This is a genomic window from Yersinia fenwicki, from assembly GCF_043099325.1.
GTDB lineage: Bacteria > Pseudomonadota > Gammaproteobacteria > Enterobacterales > Enterobacteriaceae > Yersinia.
The window spans coordinates 1,408,373-1,428,111 of sequence record NZ_CP170755.1 but is presented as its reverse complement, the minus strand read 5'-3'; the positions used below and the strand labels follow the sequence as shown (position 1 = coordinate 1,428,111).

Sequence of the window (19,739 nt, the reverse complement as noted above, 5' to 3'; positions counted from 1 at the left end):
ATAGATGTCATCAATGATATAATTACCCATACCGTAATTACTCATTAAATATGCCTCTGCATAAATCGTAAGCGTAATCGATTTCTTTTCCGATATATAACCTCACCAATAGTCAGATATATACTGCCAAGAATAAACATAAATAGAACGTCCTTTGCTACATCATTTAGTGGCAGAGACATTTGATTAATACCCACCATCGCTTTGGTTGCCCATGTTGATGGAAGTAAATATGCTATAAAACGTACAGCGACTGGCATTGCCTGAAGTGGCCAAATAGTACCTGAGATAAAAAATACAGGAAGAGTTATAAAAGGTAATGTTAGATATATTAATCCAGAATGCAATAAACACTCAGTTATAATACGACTTAATCCTATTACAGAAAAAATAAATGGAATAGTTATGACTAGAACCTCCGTGATATTTGCAGTCTGCCGGTAACCAAGAACATTCGGTAAAATAATATATACGACGAAAGATAAAATAATCCAGATTGGAAATGTAGCACTAACACCACCCAAAAACTCCCGAAATAACATTAAGTCCCCATCCTCCCTTTTTAATCCTAACGTGATCGTTACGCAGGCAACAAGAAGAGATTGCTGAAGGATCATCGAAACCAGTCCAGGGAAAATAATGGCAGAAAAACTAATGCCTGCATTATAGAGATCAATAAGCGTTGGATTAATTGGTTGAAAAAATGAATTAAAATCTTTACTGCTCCAATTACTCTTCATTGCCAAGGATTTATTGTATTCAAAAATAGTATCCTCATACACTGATAATATATCCTTCTGTATAAGCCCATTCGGTAATCGATTAGTCGCATCACCAGATGCCTGAATAGATATATCCTCACCTTTCAGAATATTTTTTTCCGTATCCTTTGGAATAATAATGACAGCAAATATTTTTTTATTTGCAAGATCTTTTCGAGTATCCATTTCAACTGAATAGTGAATTATCTCAAGTCTTGACATTGAATTGAGCTTTCGGGCTAGCGAGCGACTCATATTTGAATGTTCTAAATCCACCAGTGCAACAGGTAATTTCCATACATGATTTCCATAGACTAAACTCATCATAGAAAGCGATATCAATACCAGCAGCCATAACGGCTTTTTTATCAAATGTATCAAGACATGGCAGAATGTCTTCCAATATTCAATCATTATGCCCCCATAGGATTCAGTTTGATTCTAAAATAGAGTCGACGGCGAATAAGAATAAAGGTCACAATGGGATAAATAAGGAGTATCCCGCATGACTTCATAATGGCCGTTGCTGATACATGACGTAAAAAAATATCGAACATTATTTTAAGTGCGTGAGTTAAGGGTTCTAGCTCTGAGACCAATTTTCCTAGGCTACTGAGAGAAAATTCCGGCATAGCCAGACCAGAGAAACTCAATGCAATACTGACCAGCAAGCCAATCAGTGTGAATGCCATGTTAGTCGAGGGCGTGAAAGTATAAAGTATTAATCCCAAACTTTGGGCCGCAAGAATATAACAGAACCCTACGCACAATATATAGAGTGGATTCCCGTTAATTTTCGCATCAGAAAGTGTAATAAGAATCGCTAGTTCTAAAACTAATAATAGAGTGAAAATGACTGTGTAGGGGATTATTTTACACAGTATCATAGCATTGAAACCAACCAGCGAATTAGTTTTCCCTGTGTGGCCAAGAATATAAATAGTTGTTGTAACAACAAATAATTGTATAAGATGTATCGTGGCTGCAAATTGTTGATAGTATACGAAACTACCACTAGGGTTAAAAAGGCTACTATAGACCAGATGAAGTTTGGATAATTTTATTGCCTGCTGTTCATTATGTGCATTTAGTATTGGACGATAAGTATTATTAATCTCCGCAACTAATCCTGAGAAATCCTGAGATGAGTAACTACCTGAAGCATAGAATAGCGCATTGTATAAGAAAACAACATTTGGACTATTACCTGAAAGTACATTTTTCTCGAATTTAAGTGGAATATAAAGTACGGCGTAAACATCCCCATATTCAAGAGCACGTTTGGCATTTTCCAGGTCATCACCATATGAAATTATTTGCGCATGAGAAGCAGCATTAAGTTGTCGCATAATCTTTTTAGATAAATGACTATGGTCATTATCTACAGCAGCAACAGGTATATCTAACAGTGTTCCTTTAGAGAAACTTGCATTGAGCAATGCAAATAAAAGCAATGGAAATATCCAGCATAGCCAATGATATATCGGCTTTTTAAAGGAGTTTTTTAGTTCTTTAATAACTAACTGAAAACAGACTCCAATATTATATTTTATAACTTCCATGACCATAATACGCTCATACCAGGGCGTAGCCCTTCTACTGGATCTAATGGATATAACCTGATCTCAAAAGTTTTCAAATCAAAGTCACCGGTTGCGCGTGTTGCTCTTTTCGTTGAAAAGTCACCAAGAGGAGCGATATATCTTATTGTGGCAGGAACTAATTTATTATTTAATGCCGGGATACGTAGTGTAACATTATCACCTTTATGAATATCCGAGAGAATATCCTCACGGATATCAAAAACAAAATAGGATTGGTCGAGATTAATTAAAACTAAAAGAGGGGAAAGTGCATTCAATAAATCGCCTTTCTCAGCGGGCATAGTACCCACTTCACCATTGATAGGTGATGTAACAAGTAAATCGTTGACTATTATAGAGGCTTCATTTAACTCTTGCTCTGAAGCGCGTAATGTCGCCTCAAAAGCTTCGCGCTGCTCAATCCGGTAACCATTCAATGCCTCATCTAAAAGTGACTGGGCCGATTTTAGCTTCTGCCTGTCAGATTCTTGACTACAAATGATTCATCTAATTCATCCTGAGAAACATAGTTTTTCTGTAGAAGTTTGCTGAATCTTTGGTATGTCTGCGCGGAATTTTTAAAGTTCTGAGTTGCTTCTAACAATTGAGCTCTCGCATAACGAATCTTTTCTTCACGTGTGCCGTTTTGCGACATGGCTAAATTTGATTTTGCCTGATCTCTTAATGCTTCATATTTTTTCAGTTGTGCGAATAATTCTGGGCTCTCCAGAGAGATTAAATTCTGACCTTGAACAACATCATCACCTCGCTCGACAAAACGCTCTATAACTCTCCCTTTCGCCTTGGAAGAAATAACCACTTCTGGTGCATCAACTTCCCCTTGTAACCATATTTCACTGCTATATGCCCTAAATAGTAATGCCATTGCCACTACTGCAATGAAAAAAAACAGTACACCAACAACGATGGTAAATTCTTTTCTTTTCATTAAATAACACACCTATAAAACTAGCACCGCTAAGCCAAATAACTACCGAGTTATCTTATGTATATAAATATTACGAGTTTAATGATGGCAAACATTGATCGAGATCATTAGCATGCTATTTATAACCAATGTAGATTAATAGCGCGCTAATCATTGATGCGCATAAAAATGGCCTTAAGGATAGAGACTTTCCGTTCAGTACAGAGGCGCAAATCAAAATCAATCTTTGTAGATTAGGAGTCAAAATGAAGATTAATGCAGTGGTGGTCTTAGGTTTAATCGCAACGTCGACCTACTTTCCTTCGGTAAATGCTGCCGAAATTTATAATTCTGATGGTAACAAATTAGATTTGTACGGAAGATTTGATGCAATGCATTGGTTCTCGGGTGACAATGGAATTGATGGTGATCAGTCTTATCTACGCTTTGGTTTTAAAGGGGAAACACAGATCAATACTCAATTAATTGGGTATGGACAATGGGAGTATCAAGCTAATCTTAATCGACCTGAAAGTGAAGATAACAAAAACTTTACTCGAGTAGGCTTCGCTGGGTTAAAACTACAAGATTATGGCTCTATCGACTATGGCCGAAATTATGGAGTACTCTATGATGTTGCAGCTTGGACCGACGTTATGCCAGAATTTGGCGGTAACACCTACGGCGCCGATAACTTTATGTTTCAAAGAGCGAATGGTCTGTTAACTTATCGGAACAATGACTTCTTTGGTGTAAATGACGATCTCAAATTTTCCCTCCAGTATATAAATAGCAATGGTGGGCCAAGTGAAACAAATAACGGTCGCGATGTATTGGCTCAAAATGGCGATGGTTATGGTATGTCTATTGCTTATGATATTGGAGCTGGCGTCAGTATATCGGGTGCATTCTTTAATGTTAAAAGAACGGATGAACAAAATGGGGCCAATAATAAGGATATTATCGGGCGTGGCAGCAATGCTGAAGCTTACAGTGTTGGATTAAAATATGATGATAATTCATATTATGCCGCAATAATATACACACAAGCATATAATGCAACACGCTTCGGTAACGTTGATAGTGCCGCCTATGGTTTTGCTGATAAATCACAAAATATTGAAGCTGTTATTCAATATGGGTTCGATAGTGGGTTTAGGCCATCACTTGGTTATCAGCAGTCCCGTGGCACGCAAATAGATGGATACGGCGATCAAGATATTTATAAAGATATTAATATTGGTGTTTTTTATTACTTTAACAGCAATATGTATGCCTACGCTGATTACCAAATCAATTTACTTCACAACAACAACTTCACAAGAGATGCACATATTGCAACAGATAACATGGTTGCTGTTGCCTTAAATTATCAATTTTAAGGAAAGGGATACTTTCATTTGATGTTCCATTCTAAAATGGACGAAAAGTAATGCCATACAATAATATATTACTGATTTCAGATTTCTGTAGAGGTTCAAGTGATTTACTTGAACTGGCAATATCCATTGCCACTCCATATCATTCACATATCTCTATTGTCATAGAAATCTATGAACCAGAATTATTTTTATTATGTGAACGCTCTATTTTTGAAGAATACAAAAATATACTATTTGCTGAGGCTCGTCTATTTTACAATAATATAACAAAGAACGTAGACTATCCGACATCTATTATCTACACATACAGTAATAAGTATCTTGAAAGCATCCTAGAAATACAGCCAAATTTTGATCTCATCATTTTTAGTAACTGTTCTTATAATCTCGGAAAGAAGTCTGACATTCTCATGAATGGAGGGAGCATGCAATTCAGTAGTGATGTGTTAATTGCTCATATATAAATCCATAAGTGTGGATGTCGATATGTGCCACTAAAATTGTATTACTTGTTTATTTTTAGAGTGCTTTTTAAAAGCACTCTTTTTTTATCGTCGGATATGGGAACAAATGACAGCCAATTTTAATGCAATCAATACTATCTAAATTTAATCAAAATATTTTAGTTCAACGTTTGAATTGTACTAAGTAGTGCCAGAGAAATAATTTGATGGTGTCAATAATTTACTTTAAATACAATAGGATAAATTTAATTTCGATTCCAATCGAGGACACTATCATCGCTTCTTACTCCTGCCTTTCTCCTGAAAATTCTTATCCCTCCTGTTGACTTATTTTACCGAAAGTATACTTTTCAGGACATGTATAAAATTCTCATTATTGTTCCTGACGGCGGCATGCTGTTCGAGTCTGCCGGTATTGCAGACATTCTGATGCAGGCTAACCAGTTGCATACGGAAGGCCTGGATCGCCCTCGTTATCATGTTGGCATTGCAACAACTCAGCTGCATCAGGTGATCCACGGCCAGTCCGGGTTAAACTTGCTTGCCGATCATCGCCTTCATGAGCTGGATCCCCGTGAACCGTTCGACACCATACTCATTACTGGTCGCGGTCAGAATGAGCAGGAAGGCACTGCTATTGTCGACTGGCTACATCTCGCCGCACCGTATGCACGCCGTATTGCCTCAATTTGTGGCGGTGCGATGCTGTTGGCGCAGGCCGGATTACTTAATGGAAGACGAGCAACGACACACTGGAAATTGCTGGAAACCATGCAATCGGCATTTCCTGAGGTGAAGGTCGAAGGTGGGCCGCTGTATATTCAAGATGGGCCGATCTGGACATCCGGTGGAGTCAGCTCCGGTTTTGATCTGACGCTGGCACTGGTTGAGGAAGATTACGGTTTTAGCCTTGCCCGCGATGTCGCACAGGATTTAGTGATGTATCTTCGCCGCCCCGGCGGTCAATTACAGTTTAGCCGCTACGATCTGCGGAAAAACAGCGGTTCTGGCCCGATAAGTGATCTACAGTCGTGGATCCTGGAAAATATTACCGCCGACCTCTGCGTTGAAAATCTGGCAGAAAAAGTGGCGATGAGTCCGCGCAATTTCACCCGCGTTTTTACCCGTGAAACCGGCGCATCTCCGGCACGCTATGTTGCCGAAGCTCGCCTTGCTGCCGCACGGCAACGGCTGGAGCAAACTACTGATATGCTGGACGAAATTGCCGTGCAAACGGGTTTCGGTAGCAGTATCAATCTGCGTCGCATGTTTGAAAAACAGCTGAACCTGACTCCGGGGGAATATCGCCAACGCTTTCATTGTCGCAAAATGGCGTAAAATGATCCTTTTTTGTCATTTACGCCAAACTGCTCTGGGCCTAAAGTCACTCCTAAGACAACACATAAGGAGTTCATCATGGTCAAGGTCGGTATTAATGGTTTCGGGAGAATCGGGCGCAACGTATTACGCGCAGCACTGGGCAATCCGGATATTCATATTGTGGCAATCAACGATCTGACAGACAGCAAAACACTGGCTCATTTGCTGAAATACGACTCTCTACTGGGTACGCTGCTATGTTCAGTAGATGCAGCCGATGGGCAACTGAATGTCGATGGTCGACCCATCGTGGTATTCAGTGAACGCGATCCGGCCCGTATCCCTTGGCGGGATGTGGACGTGGATATCGTTATTGAGGCGACGGGTTTCTTCACTGAACGCGAAAAAGCAGCGGTGCATGTTCACAGTGGCGGTGCAAAACGCGTCATCATCTCGGCACCGGGCAAAAATGACGATTTAACCGTAGTGATGGGCGTAAACCATCAGCTGTACGACCCGCAAAAACACTTTGTTGTCAGTAATGGTAGCTGCACGACCAACGGTCTGGCTCCTGCCGCACAAGTGCTGCACCAACATTTTGGTATCAAGCACGGTCTTATGAATACCACGCACGCATATACTAACAGTCAGGTATTGCACGACCAGCCCGAACAAGACTTACGCGGCGCACGAGCGGCAGCGCTGTCGATTGTGCCATACTCCAGCGGTGCCGCCAAAGCGTTAGGAAAAGTGATTCCTGAACTTGATGGCCGCCTGACAGGCTACTCGTTGCGGGTGCCCGTTCCTGTGGTGTCGATTGTCGATCTCACGGTGACGCTTGAGCGTGATGTCACTGCGCAGGAAGTCAATGATGCGTTCCGCCAGGCGGCCGCTTCTGAGCCGTTGCAGGGTATTCTGGGTTATAGCGATGAACCCTTAGTGTCGAGCGATTATCAGGGCGATCCCCGTTCATCTATTATTGATGGATTATCGACACTGGTTATCGGCGGAAATATGGTCAAAATCCTGGCTTGGTATGACAACGAATGGGGATTCTCAAATCGCCTTGTGGATCTGGCATTAATGATGAACCAGCGCGAACTATAATCAATGCAGCTCTCAAACATCCGATTTTATCGGGTGTTTGTACTGGCCCAGCCTGAACGCTACCTGAAGCAGCCAGTAACAATGATACATAACCAAAGGAGATTTTTATCTGGTAAATATATGGCGAATGTATAAATCAGGTAATAAATAAAAAGCATAAAGTTATTTTCTCTGGAAATAGCATAAAAGAATGATACTTTAGGCTAGCGATTTATTTATCTTAAATCTCTAAGTTAATCCCAGATTAAAAATCAATAAAAAAATACAAAAATAATTAAATTGTACATCAATATAAAAGAAATTAACTATTATTCTAGTCTTTGATTCAACGCAGCTATCACACTCTACATCGGTGCGAGATTTCCTTCCTCTCTCTTTTTCATCCGAAGCATGTTAACCGTGGTCAACCTAATGCTGACAAACTCACTGCGATATAGTATTTGGGAGGATACTAAACGGATAACGATCAGTTAGACTCATAGAAAGTTCAGAAATATATGATTTAAATCATTTTATTATTTTTTTAACTGACCGCCATTTCGCCTTCACAAATGACAAGCTGCCATTGTAATTTAATTTAATGAGATATTTATCGTAATAACTTTCCGTTTGAACGATATTTTATATGGAATTTACAAGCTAATTATTGGATATTTTTATATTATAAAAACACATTGAAAATAACTTTTTCGCGTGCATAATTCGCTGAATTATTTTATTCAGCCGTTTATCTGCCCCAACAGGGCAAATAAGGATATTCCCTGTGCTGCGTTCCCACTATTCAACATTAATAGCTGGCATATTGTTGCCTGCGGTAGCTATTCCACTTGCAAGTAATAGCGCGGAATTAGCCCCCGCACAGCAAAGTATTCATCAGCAGGAACGGCAACGGGCACTGGAAGAGCGTCTGGCACCAACCACACCAGATGTGCGCTTATCTGCGCCATCAGCATCCGTTGGCCGCATCACTTTTCCAGCAGAGAAACCCTGTTTTGTCATTGAACGCGTCACGGTTAGTGGAACTGAACCATTGCCCCGCTGGTTGCCATTGCAACGACTCGCCGATCAAGCGCAAAACCAGTGTTTGGGGGCCAAGGGGATTAACCTGCTTATGAGCCAATTACAAAATCGGCTAATTGATCATGGTTATGTCACTACCCGTACTCTGGCTCCGCAGCAGGATTTGAACAGCGGTACTCTGGCACTACAAGTGGTACCCGGCAAGATACGTCAGGTGACGCTGACCCCAAACAGTGACCACCATGTCACATTATTTAGTGCTTTCCCCGCACGCCCCGGTAACTTGTTGGATTTACGTGATATCGAACAAGGACTGGAAAACCTACAGCGCATCCCCACCGTGCAAGCCAGTATGGAATTGATCCCCGGCTCCGCACCCGGTGAGACAGACATCGCCCTGAACTGGCAGCAGAGCAAAATGTGGCGGCTGGCAGCCTCATTGGATGACTCCGGCACCCGCAGCACCGGCCGCTATCAAGGTGGCGCGACACTGTTTCTGGATAACCCTTTATCCCTGAGTGACCTGTTTTATGTCTCGGCTGGCGGCTCAATAAAAAATCGCGGCGATAAAGGTACCAATAACCTAACCGGCCATTACTCGCTGCCTTTCGGTTACTGGACCGCAGGTATTACCGCCAGCAGCTATGACTATCATCAGACGGTGGCAGGGCTGAATGGCGACTACAGCTATCGGGGGGAAAGTGAGAATGTGACACTGCAACTCAGCCGCCTGCTGCACCGCAACGCCAACCAGAAAACCACTTTTACCTACGATGTGCTGACCCGCTCGTCAAAAAACTACATCAATGATACCGAAGTGGAAGTACAGCGCCGTCGCACCTCCGCCTGGCGTATTGGGCTGGAACATCGCCACTTTATTTCGCAAGCCACACTGGATGCCGGTATCAGCTATCAGCGCGGCACCCGTTGGTTTGGTGCGATGCCCGCGCAGGAAGAGTATGTCGGGGAAGGCACCGCCCTGAGTAAAATTCTGCGCTTGAATGCGCAACTAGATATTCCTTTTGCCATCTTGATGCAAAAGTTTCACTACAACCTGCAATACCAGCGTCAAAGCACTAACACGCCGCTGACGCCACAGGATCAGTTCTCTATCGGTGGCCGCTGGTCAGTGCGTGGTTTTGATGGCGAGCGCACGCTGAATGCCGACCGGGGCTGGACAGTGCGCAATGATCTCGGCTGGTACACCCCGCTGCCAGGGCATGAGCTGTATGTCGGTGTTGACTATGGCGAGGTCGGGGGACCCAGCGCCTCTTATCTACTGGGCCAGCATTTGGCGGGCGGTGCCATTGGTGTGCGCGGCAATATTCTGAATACCCGCTACGACCTGTTTGCGGGCAAACCACTCTCTAAACCCGACGGATTCAAAACCGACTCGGTGACTCTGGGCTTTAACCTGAACTGGCAATACTGATGCACCCGCTTAACGCTTTACTCTGGGATGAGTTATGAATAAGAACCTGTACCGTATCGTATTTAACAAGACACGTGGCTTGTTGATGGTAGTGGCCGATATCGCCGCCTCCGGTCGGGCCGCCTCGTCACCCTCGTCAGGTATTGGGCATACTCAACGCCGTCGTATCAGTGCCTTGTCATCGCTGAGTTTTAGCCTGTTACTGGCCTTAGGCTGCGTCTCGTTATCCGCGCAAGCCAATATTGTCGCCGATGCCAGTGCGCCGGGTAACCAACAACCGACCATTATCAGCAGCGCTAACGGCACGCCACAGGTGAATATCCAGGCGCCCAGCAGTGGTGGCATTTCACGTAACGTTTACAGCCAATTTGATGTCGATAATCGCGGGGTGATCCTCAATAACGGACAGGGTATCAATCAGACGCAACTCGGCGGTTTTATCAGCGGTAACCCGTCGCTGGCGCGCGGTGAAGCCAGTATTATCCTCAATGAAGTCAACAGCCGTGACCCCAGCAGACTCAACGGTTATATCGAGGTGGCCGGGCGCAAAGCGCAGATGGTTATCGCCAACCCGTCGGGCATTACCTGCGAAGGCTGCGGTTTTATTAATGCCAACCGCGCGACCTTAACGACCGGTCAGGCGCAGCTCAATAATGGCCAACTTACTGGCTACGATGTGGATCGGGGTGAGATTGTTATTCAGGGTAAAGGCCTGGACAGCAGCCGTCAGGATCATACTGATCTGATCGCCCGTTCCGTTAAAGTCAATGCCGGTATCTGGGCCAATGACCTAAAAGTCACCGCCGGGCGCAATCAGGTTGACGCCGCGCATCAAAATATTACCACCAAAGCCGATGATGGCAGCGCCCACCCTACCGTGGCGGTGGATGTCGCCAATTTGGGCGGCATGTATGCCGGTAAAATTCGCCTAATCGGGACTGAAACCGGTGTCGGGGTGCACAATGCCGGTGAGATAGGTGCGTCAGCCGGCGATATTACTATCACGGCTGATGGCATGCTGATCAACAGCGGCCAGATCAACAGTACTCAGCATCTGGCGGTGAAGACTTCCACCGATATTGATAACTCAGGGGTGCTCTACGCCAGTGGTGATACCCAACTCACTACGGCGGGTAAGCTAAGTAACAGTGGCACCATTGCCGCCGCGGGGGATACCGCTCTGCGTGCAGCTGAAGTCAATAACAGCCGCAATTCTCTCTTAGGTGCGGGTGTCAAATCCGACAACAGCAGTGTTACCAGCGGCACTCTTAGCATTGAAGCCAACGGGTAGCTAATCGCCCAAGGGAAAAATGTCAGTGGTACGGCGCAGAATCTCAACGCGCACAGTATCGATCTGAGTGGCAGTCAAACCCAGAGCCGTGATATCACTTTGACCTCACAAGTCGGGCCAATTGATCTCAGCGGAGCCAGATTATCCGCCAGCCAGAATCTTTCTGCCTCAACCGCCTCACAACTGCGTACCGACAATGCCAATCTGGTTGCCGGGCAAGTGACACTCGACGCGCAAGCACTCTCCAATGTCGGGGGTGTGATAGCTCAAACGGGAACCACAGATTTCAATCTGAATCTGCCGGGTAATATTGATAACCGTGATGGCAAAATCCTCTCTGGTGGCAAACTCTCGTTACAAGCCGAAACGCTGAATAGCAATGGCAACAGTTTGCTCGATGCCGGAGTGCAGAGCGATGGCAAGCTGGCTCAGAGTGGTGAACTGAATATCGCCACGCGTCAGGCATTGATTGCCCAAGGGCAAAATGTGGCTGCGGGTGCTATGACGTTATCTGGCAGCCGTGTTGATCTCACCGGTAGCCAAACTCAGGCTGGCAATATCACTATAACGGCCCGCGACGGCGATGTTTCTACGCAAGACGCAACAGTGCTCACTCCCGGAACCCTTGCGATCACCGCCGCAGCAAACTCGAAACAAACCCTGAATAACAGTGGCGGTAAATTGCATGCTGATAATATCCAGCTCAATCTCGCCAAACTTGATAGCAGCAAAGGGGAAATTGCAGCAGCGACCGATATGTGGGTACGCCTGCAAAGTGATTTCACTCATCAGGCTGGCGCACGGCTCACGGCGGGGCGTGATCTGGCCTTTACCACCAGCGGCGCACTGACTAATCAGTACAAACTGGAAGCCGGACGAGATATGCAACTGAAGGCGCTCAGTATCAGCAACACCCATACTGATAACAGCAGCGCCCTACTGGCCGGTCGGGATTTGTCATTGAACACTGATAGCCTGTTTAACAGCGGGACTCTGTATGCCGCCGGTGTTGGGCAATTTACGATTAACGAAAACGCCGAAAATCGGGGCGAGATCTACACCGAACAACAATTGACGTTAGCCTCTGCGGGCAATCTGGCTAACAGCGGTGTGATGCAAACTCGCGGGGATATGCAGTTATCCACAGAGGGCTATCTCAACAATAGCGGCACCCTGTATAGCGCGGGTGACCAAATGGCGCTATCCACCAGCGGAGACCTAACCAATAAGGGCAGCTTGTACGCCGCCAGGGGCAATTTGCACCTGTTGACCAAAGGTAATTTGGATAACAGTGGCAGCCTCTATGGCGCGGGGAACAGCGAGTTAACCGTGCATGGCAATGCAGCTAACTCCGGCTCCGTTTATACCCAAGGCGCACTACAGTGGCAGTCTGACGGCAGTGTCGCTAACAGTGGTTCCATTGCCGCACTTGGCGACCTCCAACTGAAAGCCAACGACTTACTCAGTAGCAATCCATCCATGATAGCAGCGGGTTTGACAGCAAATGGTAGCCGAGCCAACAACAGTGATTTGACTATCACCACAGAGCACACCTTGATTGCACAAGGGCAGAATATCGCTACGGGTACATTAGCGCTGTCAGGTAGCCAACTTGATTTAACCGCTAGCCAGACTCAGGCTAACGCCATCACTCTCGCGGCCAAATCGGGCGATATCACCTTAACTGAAGCCGTGGTTAAAGTCGCGACGCAGTTGTCGGCTGGGACAACCACCCTACTACGTACTGATAAAGCCAGCCTGATTGCTGATCAGATAACTCTCACCGCGCAATCACTCTCTAACTTCGGCGGTGTCATCGCACAAACCGGCATCACGGATTTCAATCTCAATCTGGCTGGTTATCTGGATAACCGCGCAGGCACCCTGCTCTCTAAAGGCAACGTGGCGGTGCAGGCACAGCGCCTTGATAGCAACAGCACCAGCCTGTTGGGCGCTGGGATACAGAGTGATGGCCGTCTGACTGATGCGGGTAACCTGGCGGTAACCACTCATCAGGATTTGATCGCACAAGGTCAAACCCTCGCGGTCGGGGCCATGACATTAACCGGCAGTCGGGTGAGTCTTGCCGACAGCCACACGCAAGCCCGCGAGATGAATATTATTGCCAACAGTGGTGATGTCAGCACACAGCGCGCCAACATCATCTCTCTTGACTCGCTGACCATTACTGCGGGCGCAAATGCAGCTCAAAAACTCAATAACCAAGGCGGTGTACTGGCGGCGAATAATATCTCGTTGAATCTTGGTCAGTTTGATGGCAGCGCAGGTAAAGTCAGTGCCAGTCAGGATCTGACTATTGGTTTACTGAGTGATTTTAACAATCTGGCAGGTTCCACCCTCCAGGCTGGACGAGACTTAACCTTTACCACTCAGGGTGCCTTAACCAATAGTGGGCAGTTGTTAGCAGGCCGAAAACTCAGCACCGACTCCACCACCTTGTTCAACAGCGGCAGCATTATTGGGGCTGAAGCCACACTTAAAGCGCGAGATCGCATCACCAACTCCGGCCCTAAAGCCCTTATCGGCGCAACGGATGAAAATGGCACATTAACCTTGCTGGCACCGGTGCTGGAGAACAGTGATATCGTCACCAACACAGACAGCGCCCCGACCACCACCATTTTAGGTATGGGCAAGGTCATTCTGGCGGGTGGGCAAGATAATGGCGGGAATTATCAGACGGCGGCTCAAATTCTCAATATTTCTGGTCTGATTGAATCAGGCAAAGATCTGCTGGTTTACGCCAGCAAGCTGACTAATAGCCGTCATATCTTAACCGCCAATAGCAATTTCGTGGCGGCAGGTACAGTGAGTGGGACGGGCTACTGGACGGCGGAAAACCCCGACATCCCAGGCGGGCGCTATGCTGAGCCACCTCATGGCGGCTCCATGAACAGCGATTATATTGGCACAAACTATACCTCGACTACCGCCAAAAACAGCATCGATAAGATAAGCCCTGAAGCTCAGTTATTAGCGGGCGGTAACTTAATGCCGCATGTCAGTACGCTGGAAAACTTCTGGAGTAAAGTGAGTGCGCAAGGTGAGATCAACCTCTCGGGTGTGACGCTGAACCAAGATGGTTGGGGAAATGCACAACGGCTAATCGAAAGAACCACCTCCAGCGGTGAGTGGCGCTACCGCACCTATAAAGGCAATTTGTGGGGTACCGGTTGGGGGCCAGAGGTCAAAGAACATACGACTAACCAATACGCCTCCAGTCTTACCGCGAAAACCATTAGTGGCAGTGGGACGACGATTAACAATGGGGCAAACTCCGGTGCAATCTCTCCACCAAACAATCGTGACAATATTGGCAAGGACATTGCTGTTGAATTTAAAGATATTTCACTGACACTTCCCAGCGGTGGGCTGTATCAACTCAGTACAGACAAAGGTCACTACGCGCCAAACCCGGAAGGTGATCTCTCGCTTGGCAGTATCAATAGCCCGTCCGCCAACCTGGATCGCACCGGCCTCACGGCTCCTGATCGCGCGGTAAGTGGCGGCTACCTGATAGAAACCAACCCTGCATTTGCCAATCTGAATAACTGGAAAGGATCGGATTATTATCTCCAGCAGTTAAATAACGATCCTTCTTTCATCCATAAACGTCTGGGGGATAACGCCTATGAGCAGCGTCTGGTGCGCGATCAGGTGCTGGCATTAACCGGTCAAACGGTTGCCAGTGATTACCGTAGTGCACAAGAGCAGTTCGAGCAGCTATTTGCCGCCGGAATTGAATACAGTAAGGCATTTAATATTGCTCTTGGTAGCCACCTCAGTGCCGAGCAGATGGCGGCATTAACCAGTAATATCGTGCTGATGGAAACCCGTGAAATCGCTGGCGAAACCGTATTGGTGCCAGTGGTCTATCTGGCGGGGGTGAAGCCGGGTGATCTACAGGCCAACGGTGCGTTGATTGCGGCCAATAATATCGAACTCACCGATGTTCAGGGTTTAAGTAATCAGGGGGCCATCAAAGCCACCCATGATCTGCGCATTAGCATGGCAAAAGATATCACCCTGACCAGCAATGGTGGCCTGTTTCAGGCGGGCAATAACCTGCAACTCAGTACGTTGAACAGTGATATCGACCTGACCGGTGCGCGGCTAAACGCGACTAACCTGCAACTGGATAGCGGGCGCGATTTAATCCTGCGCACCGACACTGAACAACTCAGTAGCAACAATGGCTCAGTACTGCGCAATCAAACCCTGCTGGGGCCTCTGGCGAGTATCAATGTCAGTAACAACGCGGTGATTAATACCGAGCGCGACTTTATCCTGCAAGGCGCGAGCATGAATGTCGGTAAAGATCTTCAGGTCAATACCGGCGGCGACTGGCTCCTCAATACCGTCGAGCGCAGCGACCAGATAAGTGCGGATTATGGTTATGGACACGCCACCAGCGAACACATTCGCCGTCTGGGTAGCGAGGTGAATGTCGGTGGAACGTTGACCGCTAAGGTCGACAATCTGACCGCCGTGGGCGCAAACATCAATGCCGACACCCTTGATGTGCAGGCACAGAATATTAATCTTAGTGCAGCCACTGACAGCCTACAGGTCACCGGTAAAGCCTCCACCAAACGCCATAGTGACTCAGTGGATCTCTATGATGAAACCCTGCTCGGCAGCCAGTTGAATGCCAAGAGCGATATCAATTTACAGGCGGCGCAAGACATCACCCTCAGTGCCAGCGCGGTGCAAACCGATGGCGCGTTGAAGCTGGCGGCGGGTAGCGATGTCACCGTCACCACCCAGACCGAACAGCATGATGAGCAGCGCATTCATACCGGTAAGCACAAAGGTCTGGCTTCCAGCTCTACCACGCACACCGAAGATAACCGAAGCCAGACACTAGCAGTCGGCTCGATGCTCTCGGCGGGTTCTATCGATGTCAGCGGCAAAAATATCGCGGTCACCGGCAGTAACGTGGTGGCCGATAACGATGTCAGCCTACGGGCGAAAGAGAACATCACCGTCAGTACCGCGCAACAGAGCGAGAGCGAGTCTCACCTGTTCGAGCAGAAAAAATCCGGTCTGATGAGCACCGGCGGGATTGGTGTCACGATTGGGAGTCATAGCCAGAAAACGACTGATACCGGCAAAACCATCTCCAACGTGGGCAGCACGATCGGTAGTCTGGGCGGCAATGTCAACATGACCGCAGGTAAAGACCTGACGGTGCAAGGCTCCGAGGTGTTGGCCGGTAAAGACATCAATCTGACCGGTAAAAACGTCGCTATTTTGGCGGCGGAGAACCAAAGCAGCCAGACCCACAGCGTTGAGCAAAAAAGTAGCGGCCTGACACTGGCACTGTCTGGTACGGTTGGCAGCGCCGTTAACACGACAGTTACCACCGCCAAAGATGCCCGCGAAGAGAGCAATGGCCGACTGTCCGCGCTGAAAGGGGTTAAAGCGGCTCTCAGTGGTGTGCAGGCGGTACAAGGTGGGCAGATGGCAGAATTGAATGCCAGTGACCAAAATGCTATTGGCATTAGCCTGTCTTATGGCAGCCAGTCATCAAAATCAGAACAAACCGTCAATCAAACTACCCATCAGGGCAGCACACTGACCGCCGGTAATAACCTGAATATCACCGCCACTGGGAGCGGCGTGAAAGGGGCGGATGGCGATATAGTGGTGTACGGTAGCCAGTTACAGGCGGGTAAAGACGCCAGCCTGACTGCCAATCGTGATGTGATTTTACCATCCACTCAAGAGAGCCAGACGCTGGACGGCAGTAACAAAAGCAGCGGCGGCTCATTGGGGATAGGAATAGGTGCCGGTCAGGGTGGCTGGGGCATTAATGTCTCCGCCAGTCTGAACAAAGGTAAAGGCAGTGAAAGCGGCAACGGCGTGACTCACACAGAAACCATAGTCAATGCCGGTAACCAGCTCAACATCACCAGTGGCCGCGATACGATATTGCAAGGTGCACAGGTCAGCGGTGAAACCGTCAAGGCCGATGTGGGCCGTGACCTGTTGCTGCAAAGCCAGCAAGACAGCGACCGTTACGATTCTAAGCAACAAGACGCCAGTGTCGGCGGCAGCTTCAATTTCGGTTCGATGACCGGCAGTGCCAGCATCAATGCCAGCCGCGATAAAATGCACAGCAACTTTGACTCGGTACAGGAACAGACCGGCATCTTTGCAGGCTCTGGCGGTTTTGATATCACTGTTGGCGAGCATACTCAGCTTGACGGCGCAGTCATTGGCTCTACTGCCACCGCCGATAAAAACACACTCGATACCGGCACGCTGGGATTCAGTGATATCGGGAATAAAGCGGACTTCAAGGTTGAGCATCAAAGTGTGGGTATCAGCACTGGGGGTAATATCGGCGGTCAGTTTGCCGGGAATATGGCCAACGGCTTGCTGGTTGGCGCTCACAATGAAGGCCACGCCGACAGCACCACCCATGCAGCCGTCTCCGATGGCACTATCACGGTGCGTGATACGGATAAGCAACAGCAAAATGTTGATGACCTAAGCCGCGATGTCGAACACGCCAACAACGCCCTCTCCCCTATCTTTGATAAAGAGAAGGAGCAAAACCGCCTGCGCGAAGCACAACTTATCGGTGAAATCGGCAGCCAGGTCAGTGATGTTATTCGCACACAGGGTGATATCAACGGCCTGAAGGCAGCAAAAGAAAAACTCGGCCCATTGAAGGAAAATGCCACCGAGAAAGACCGTGCCGAGTATATGGAAAAACTGCGCAACTCGGATGTCTACAAAGACGAAATGAAGAAAAACGGCACCGGCAGCGCCCTACAACAAGGCGTTCAGGCCGCAACAGCCGCCATACAGGGCCTGGCCGGTGGCGATATGGCAAAAGCCCTGGCGGGTGCCAGTGCGCCGTATCTGGCTGAAGTGATTCACAATATGACCACCGATGCCAACGGCAAAGTCAACGTCGAAGCCAACCTGATGGCACATGCAGTACTGGGTGCCGTGATGGCTCAGGTGAACGGCAACAGTACGCTGGCCGGTGCATCGGGGGCGGTGATGGGCGAGTATATCGCCCAGCAGATGTACCCTGGCATCAACCGTGAAGACCTGACCGAAGAGCAGCGACAAACCATCAGCGCCTTGGGTACACTGGCGGCAGGATTGGCCGGTGGCTTAACCGGAGGTAGCACCGCTGACGCCGTTGCCAGCGCGCAGGCTGGGAAGAATGCACTGGAGAATAACTTCCTGCTGCAAATATTAGTTCCGCCTCCACCGGTTGCGGGACAAGCACCACAGAGTGAAGCTAATACAATTATCGCGCAAAAGCTGGATGCAGCCGTGAAAGAGTTTGGCCGTGATGTTGTAAAACAATGCCTCTCTGGTGGCGATTGCCCAATGCCCGTGCAAATTGCATTATTGGCTATTCAGGCAATGATTGGACAGGGTGATAATGGCCTTTCTAATACCGGTGGTGATCAGATTGCAGGAGCTGGGGCTGCGAATACGGGTGGAAACCAACTACCAGAACAGGGTATAAACCATACTGGAAATAATACAGGACAGGTTGATGTAGGGCCAAATAATACAGGTGGTAACCAGACTGTAGCGCAATCACCTAATAACACAGGTAATACAGAAGGTGCGCCTGATTTACCGACTAATTACGAGAGTAGTAATAAAATCACGCAAGGCGAGCATGCTGAGATCCGAAATAGTGAGGGGCGTCCGGTTGGGGCTGTCATTAATGATGTACAGAAATCACGACCAGCAGATATTTTGCTTCAAGACGATGGCCGTTGGATCGTTAAAGGTAGTGGTGGAAATATCCACATCATTGATCCTAATGGGGAAGTTGTAACTTCTTTCAAGAACTCTGACAAGAACACAGCGCAACGTTTAAATGATGGTCGGTGGAGTAGACCTGATAGCAGCCAACTAAATGAATTTAAAAATAAATTCTCTGACTATGTAAGGTGGTAATGATGGATGTTCTCAAGGTTGATTACATTCCAGGGGGAAACGTCACTTTGTTTGACGTTCGTCTCTCTGAATCTGAAGTTGTAGTTTTTTCAGACTGTTTAAACTATGTTTTGAAAAATTGCTCAGACGAACAAATAGATAGGTTAACAGAGTGTTCAGGCAAAGAAGAGCTATCTTGGTTTTTAGCTGATCTTTTAGGCCTGATGAAATCTATGGAACACAAGGAATATATACCTGAGAGATATAAAAATCTGGATTAATATATAAATCAAGATCTTTATAAATATCTATGTGTCTAACTCCGGTCACATGGCCGGGATCTTTGCTTCTAAGCCTTGAAACCTCATCTTCCCACTGTTGCAACCGTATCAATCCGGGCGCGGCGGTAATCCCCAGTTGTTCACCCTCGGTAATCCAGTCCCCGCCAATAATCAGCTCGCCATTATCTCGCACCCAATCCTCGCCCAGACCCGGGCGGTCTTGGCTGGC

The 19,739-nt window shown here is 47.3% G+C and carries 10 protein-coding genes and 1 pseudogene; 8 read left to right on the top strand and 3 right to left on the bottom strand.

Annotated features, from left to right (window positions below):
* Positions 1 to 44: 44 nt before the first annotated feature.
* The 3 genes and pseudogenes from ACF3VQ_RS06575 to ACF3VQ_RS06565 all read right to left on the bottom strand — a co-directional run bounded on the left by ACF3VQ_RS06575 (position 45) and on the right by ACF3VQ_RS06565 (position 3,293).
* Positions 45 to 1,175, bottom strand: a complete 1,131-nt coding sequence (locus ACF3VQ_RS06575; protein ID WP_392433973.1) for an ABC transporter permease — start codon at positions 1,173 to 1,175, stop codon at positions 45 to 47.
* On the bottom strand, positions 1,175 to 2,329 hold the full coding sequence (locus ACF3VQ_RS06570; RefSeq protein WP_392433971.1) for an ABC transporter permease: 1,155 nt from the start codon (positions 2,327 to 2,329) through the stop codon (positions 1,175 to 1,177). Before ACF3VQ_RS06570 ends, ACF3VQ_RS06575 begins: the two co-directional genes overlap by 1 nt.
* Positions 2,311 to 3,293: pseudogene (locus ACF3VQ_RS06565) on the bottom strand (HlyD family secretion protein). The gene ACF3VQ_RS06570 and the pseudogene ACF3VQ_RS06565 overlap by 19 nt, the downstream one beginning before the upstream one ends.
* A gap of 245 nt (positions 3,294 to 3,538) precedes the next feature.
* On the opposite strand from ACF3VQ_RS06565, the gene ompC reads away from it, so the two are divergent.
* From ompC to ACF3VQ_RS06525, 8 genes are all read left to right on the top strand, one after another.
* Positions 3,539 to 4,654 (top strand): porin OmpC, encoded by a 1,116-nt coding sequence (ompC, locus tag ACF3VQ_RS06560; RefSeq protein WP_046694776.1) that lies wholly within the window; start codon positions 3,539 to 3,541, stop codon positions 4,652 to 4,654.
* A gap of 50 nt (positions 4,655 to 4,704) precedes the next feature.
* Complete coding sequence (locus ACF3VQ_RS06555) at positions 4,705 to 5,118, top strand: hypothetical protein (RefSeq protein WP_392433967.1); 414 nt, start codon at positions 4,705 to 4,707, stop codon at positions 5,116 to 5,118.
* Positions 5,119 to 5,475: 357 nt separating this feature from the next.
* Complete coding sequence (locus ACF3VQ_RS06550) at positions 5,476 to 6,456, top strand: GlxA family transcriptional regulator (RefSeq protein WP_392433964.1); 981 nt, start codon at positions 5,476 to 5,478, stop codon at positions 6,454 to 6,456.
* A 78-nt stretch (positions 6,457 to 6,534) separates the two neighbouring features.
* Positions 6,535 to 7,545, top strand: a complete 1,011-nt coding sequence (gene gap / locus ACF3VQ_RS06545) for a type I glyceraldehyde-3-phosphate dehydrogenase (RefSeq protein WP_392433962.1) — start codon at positions 6,535 to 6,537, stop codon at positions 7,543 to 7,545.
* A gap of 763 nt (positions 7,546 to 8,308) precedes the next feature.
* Complete coding sequence (locus ACF3VQ_RS06540; RefSeq protein WP_392433959.1) at positions 8,309 to 9,997, top strand: ShlB/FhaC/HecB family hemolysin secretion/activation protein; 1,689 nt, start codon at positions 8,309 to 8,311, stop codon at positions 9,995 to 9,997.
* Positions 9,998 to 10,031: 34 nt separating this feature from the next.
* Positions 10,032 to 11,288, top strand: coding sequence for a filamentous hemagglutinin N-terminal domain-containing protein (locus tag ACF3VQ_RS06535; protein ID WP_392433956.1), 1,257 nt, complete (start codon positions 10,032 to 10,034; stop codon positions 11,286 to 11,288).
* Between the two features lie 99 nt (positions 11,289 to 11,387).
* Positions 11,388 to 19,250, top strand: coding sequence for a hemagglutinin repeat-containing protein (locus ACF3VQ_RS06530; protein ID WP_392433953.1), 7,863 nt, complete (start codon positions 11,388 to 11,390; stop codon positions 19,248 to 19,250).
* Positions 19,250 to 19,510, top strand: coding sequence for a hypothetical protein (locus ACF3VQ_RS06525; protein WP_392433951.1), 261 nt, complete (start codon positions 19,250 to 19,252; stop codon positions 19,508 to 19,510). The genes ACF3VQ_RS06530 and ACF3VQ_RS06525 overlap by 1 nt, the downstream gene beginning before the upstream one ends.
* Positions 19,511 to 19,739 lie beyond the last annotated feature (229 nt).

What these genes read in the sequence shown, in the direction of transcription:
- ACF3VQ_RS06575 (WP_392433973.1), bottom strand. Translation starts at nt 1,175, where the DNA reads ATGATTGAATATTGGAAGACATTCTGCCATGTCTTGATACATTTGATA.
- ACF3VQ_RS06570 (WP_392433971.1), bottom strand. Translation starts at nt 2,329, where the DNA reads ATGGTCATGGAAGTTATAAAATATAATATTGGAGTCTGTTTTCAGTTA.
- ompC (WP_046694776.1), top strand. Translation starts at nt 3,539, where the DNA reads ATGAAGATTAATGCAGTGGTGGTCTTAGGTTTAATCGCAACGTCGACC.
- ACF3VQ_RS06555 (WP_392433967.1), top strand. Translation starts at nt 4,705, where the DNA reads ATGCCATACAATAATATATTACTGATTTCAGATTTCTGTAGAGGTTCA.
- ACF3VQ_RS06550 (WP_392433964.1), top strand. Translation starts at nt 5,476, where the DNA reads ATGTATAAAATTCTCATTATTGTTCCTGACGGCGGCATGCTGTTCGAG.
- gap (WP_392433962.1), top strand. Translation starts at nt 6,535, where the DNA reads ATGGTCAAGGTCGGTATTAATGGTTTCGGGAGAATCGGGCGCAACGTA.
- ACF3VQ_RS06535 (WP_392433956.1), top strand. Translation starts at nt 10,032, where the DNA reads ATGAATAAGAACCTGTACCGTATCGTATTTAACAAGACACGTGGCTTG.
- ACF3VQ_RS06525 (WP_392433951.1), top strand. Translation starts at nt 19,250, where the DNA reads ATGATGGATGTTCTCAAGGTTGATTACATTCCAGGGGGAAACGTCACT.